Raw genomic sequence first — 2,939 nt, 5'->3', positions numbered from 1 at the left:
TATCCTGGGATGACATCGTTGGATATTATCGGCCCACAGCAGGTTTTTAGTGGGCTGCCTGGTATCAAAATTCATCGGATTTGGAAAACGCTAGAGCCAGTCAAAACTGACGATGGCATGATGGTTTTACCCGATACGACTTTTGACAATTGCCCCCGCTTGGACATTATCTGTATCGGTGGCGGCAGCGGACAGGCGGCTGTAGAAGACAATCGAGAGCTATTGGCATTTTTACGCAACCAAGGCAGTACCGCTAAATTTATCACTTCTGTCTGCGGCGGATCGCAGTTTCTGGCGAAGGCTGGATTGCTTGAAGGCTATCGAGCGGCTACTCATTGGGCAGCACGCCCTCAACTTGCGGCATTGGGTGTGGAAGTTGGCACCGAGCGGGTTGTGGTCGTTGGCGAAGCCTCTCCTATGGAGAATCGCAATCGGATTACTGGTGGTGGCGTGACGGCAGGTATCGATTTTGGTTTGACGATCGCTAGCATCCTGTTTGGTGAAGAAATCGCCAAGATTACGCAACTATTGCTGGAGTACGATCCTGCTCCGCCATTTGATACCGGATCGCCGGAAAAAGCGGGAGCAGAGTTGGTCGAGAAGGCGATGTTATTTATGCAGCAGACGATCCCCGCTCCAGTCGGAGCAAAATAGCAAAATTCATTGGTCTGTGGAGCTTTTTAAATAATTGAATATCAAAAAAGCTCTACACGCTTCTCTCAAACTTATGTTTAGCAATAATCTCGGTCGCGATGATAGATCTTCAATCCGATCGAACTCAATTATCTGAACGCTGGATTCAAAAAGGATTTCTGGCGTTGGCGGAGCCTCTCCTTGGAGAATCGCTGTACTATTCAACTTTTGTCTGATTGCTCAACTATTAACATTAACTCCCCTAATAGTCAGGAAGATATTCGAGAAATTTTGAATATTGCACGTTCTCTAGCGTTGTGGTGTTTCCGAGGCGCACCTTCGATCTTTACCTGGTTTGGCAGGGCACAGAGAACTTGAAGCAGCGATCTGCATCTTCCAAAAAGCGATCGATTCTACCTTCAAACCCACATTCCGCTAATTGTTTAAAGTTTTGATTCCTTTTTCTTTGCAATCATCGATCCACCCCACCCGATAGAAATCATCAACGTTAACATTGCCATTCCAGAAGCTGCACTACCTTGCCCTATTTGCGATCGACCCACTTCTTGGTAGTAAGCCTCCGCCACCGTATTTCCACCCTGAGATTTAAGCTCGGTTAACTCTTGTCCCGATCTCTGTAGCCTGTACCCAGCTTCAGCAAAATTTGAAAAGGAAACAAGCCCTAGCAAAATTACCACGCAACCTAAGCCCTTCATCAACATAAATTTGCTCCGATCGATATCCATCTAGTAGCATTCCCAAATTTAGAAGAAATACTACAGAGTATGGGCAAATATCTGCAAGATATTCCTCTAAACATTACTCAGAGCTAATGAGATTTTACCCTTTGGGTTGCGTTGAGGAATAAAATCCAACAATCCTAATGTTTGATTCCACATTCCGCTAGTTTCGACCACCCTTGGGGGTGCGCTTGCGCGTTAGGCTATTTTAGCCACCCTGGATATTTGGTCAATCATCGATCGCCCCCGCAGTTTCTTCAAGATTTATCCCAGAAATAGATTGAAATATCCTGACCTACAAATACCGGAAGCCGTGCATGACTCATTTTGGTATCATCTGTCCCGCCCTCACGGGACACCTCAATCCTATGACGACATTGGGACACGAGCTGAAACGGCGCGGTCATCGCGTGACCCTCTTTGGTATTCTCGACGCTCGACCGCAAACCCTAGCTGCCGGACTGGAATTTTGGGCGATTGGTGAAGCCCAATTTCCCGCTGGAGCTTCAGCAGCAGCTAACACTAAATTGGGCGAATTGAGTGGTCTAGCTGCTTTTAAACAAATCGTGACGATGTTCCGGCGATCGACAACCATACTCCTAGATGAAGCTCCACAAGCGATTTCAGCCGCAGGAGTTGGAGTATTACTGGTAGATCAAACTTCGTCTGGTGGTAGTACGGTAGCAGATTTTTTGAATTTGCCTTATGTTACCGTGTGTTGTGCGTTGATGCTCAATTAGTGATTGCCCTCGGTGGCGGCAGTAATCCAGCATCCCTGCCAGATTTACCTGGTTCTCCCCTGGTTGTGGGCTATGCACCGCAGCTAGAACTACTGCAAAAAGCTGCTCTGACTATCACTCACGCGGGCATGAATACGGCATTAGAATCTTTGAGTAATGGGGTGCCGATGGTGGCAATTCCGATCGCCAACGACCAGCCAGGGGTGGCAGCGCGGATCGCTTGGACGGGTACGGGCGAAGTGATAACTCTCGGTAAGTTGACTAGTTCCAGACTACGGACAGCAGTAAAGAAAGTATTAAAGGAAGATTATTACAAACAGAATGCAGTAAGATTACAAGCAGCAATTCGTCGTGCTGGGGGAGTGAGTCGAGCGGCTGATATTGTCGAACAAGTGGCGCAGACAGGTCAACCAGTATTGGCTCAAAATCAAACTAAAATCACCTTGAGCAGAGACTAAGACTTTCAATCTCTACCAAACATAAAATCATGAACCAAATCAAATACCTCCTGACCGAAAACCAAATGCCTACCGCTTGGTACAACATCCAAGCAGATTTACCCACACCATTACCACCAATTCTCAATCCTGGTACCGGACAACCGATCTCCCCCGCTGACTTAGCACCCCTGTTTCCGATGAGCCTCATCGAGCAGGAAGTGAGCCAAGAACGGTGGATTGAGATTCCTGACGAAGTACGATCGATCTATCAACAATGGCGACCTACTCCCCTGTATCGTGCCCGCCGACTGGAAAAAGCTCTCGATACGCCTGCTAAGATTTACTACAAATATGAAGGCGTTAGCCCCGCTGGTAGCCATAAACCG

2 protein-coding genes and 2 pseudogenes are annotated in these 2,939 nt (G+C 47.5%); 3 read left to right on the top strand and 1 reads right to left on the bottom strand.

The annotated features are described in order from the left end of the window. On the top strand, positions 1-654 hold a 654-nt coding region (locus tag RMO52_RS03960; protein ID WP_310411064.1), incomplete at its 5' end, for a DJ-1/PfpI family protein. A 422-nt stretch (positions 655-1,076) separates the two neighbouring features. On the opposite strand, the gene RMO52_RS03955 is transcribed toward RMO52_RS03960, so the two are convergent. Then, positions 1,077-1,379: a hypothetical protein gene (locus RMO52_RS03955; RefSeq protein ID WP_309740365.1), complete on the bottom strand. Its 303-nt coding sequence runs from the start codon at positions 1,377-1,379 to the stop codon at positions 1,077-1,079. Between the two features lie 311 nt (positions 1,380-1,690). On the opposite strand from RMO52_RS03955, the pseudogene RMO52_RS24620 reads away from it, so the two are divergent. Beyond that, positions 1,691-2,571: pseudogene (locus RMO52_RS24620) on the top strand (glycosyltransferase). Between the two features lie 29 nt (positions 2,572-2,600). Further along, a pseudogene (locus RMO52_RS03940) lies at positions 2,601-2,939 on the top strand (TrpB-like pyridoxal-phosphate dependent enzyme); the annotation flags it as partial.

Origin of the sequence: Chamaesiphon sp. OTE_8_metabat_110 (genome assembly GCF_031382685.1) — a bacterium.
Taxonomy (GTDB): Bacteria; Cyanobacteriota; Cyanobacteriia; order Cyanobacteriales; family Chamaesiphonaceae; genus Chamaesiphon.
Note: the sequence above shows the minus strand (reverse complement) of the source record. Positions and strands in the feature narration are given on the sequence as shown.

Excerpts from the sequence above, each read along its gene's own strand:
- RMO52_RS03955 (WP_309740365.1), bottom strand. The coding sequence starts at position 1,379 with ATGGATATCGATCGGAGCAAATTTATGTTGATGAAGGGCTTAGGTTGC.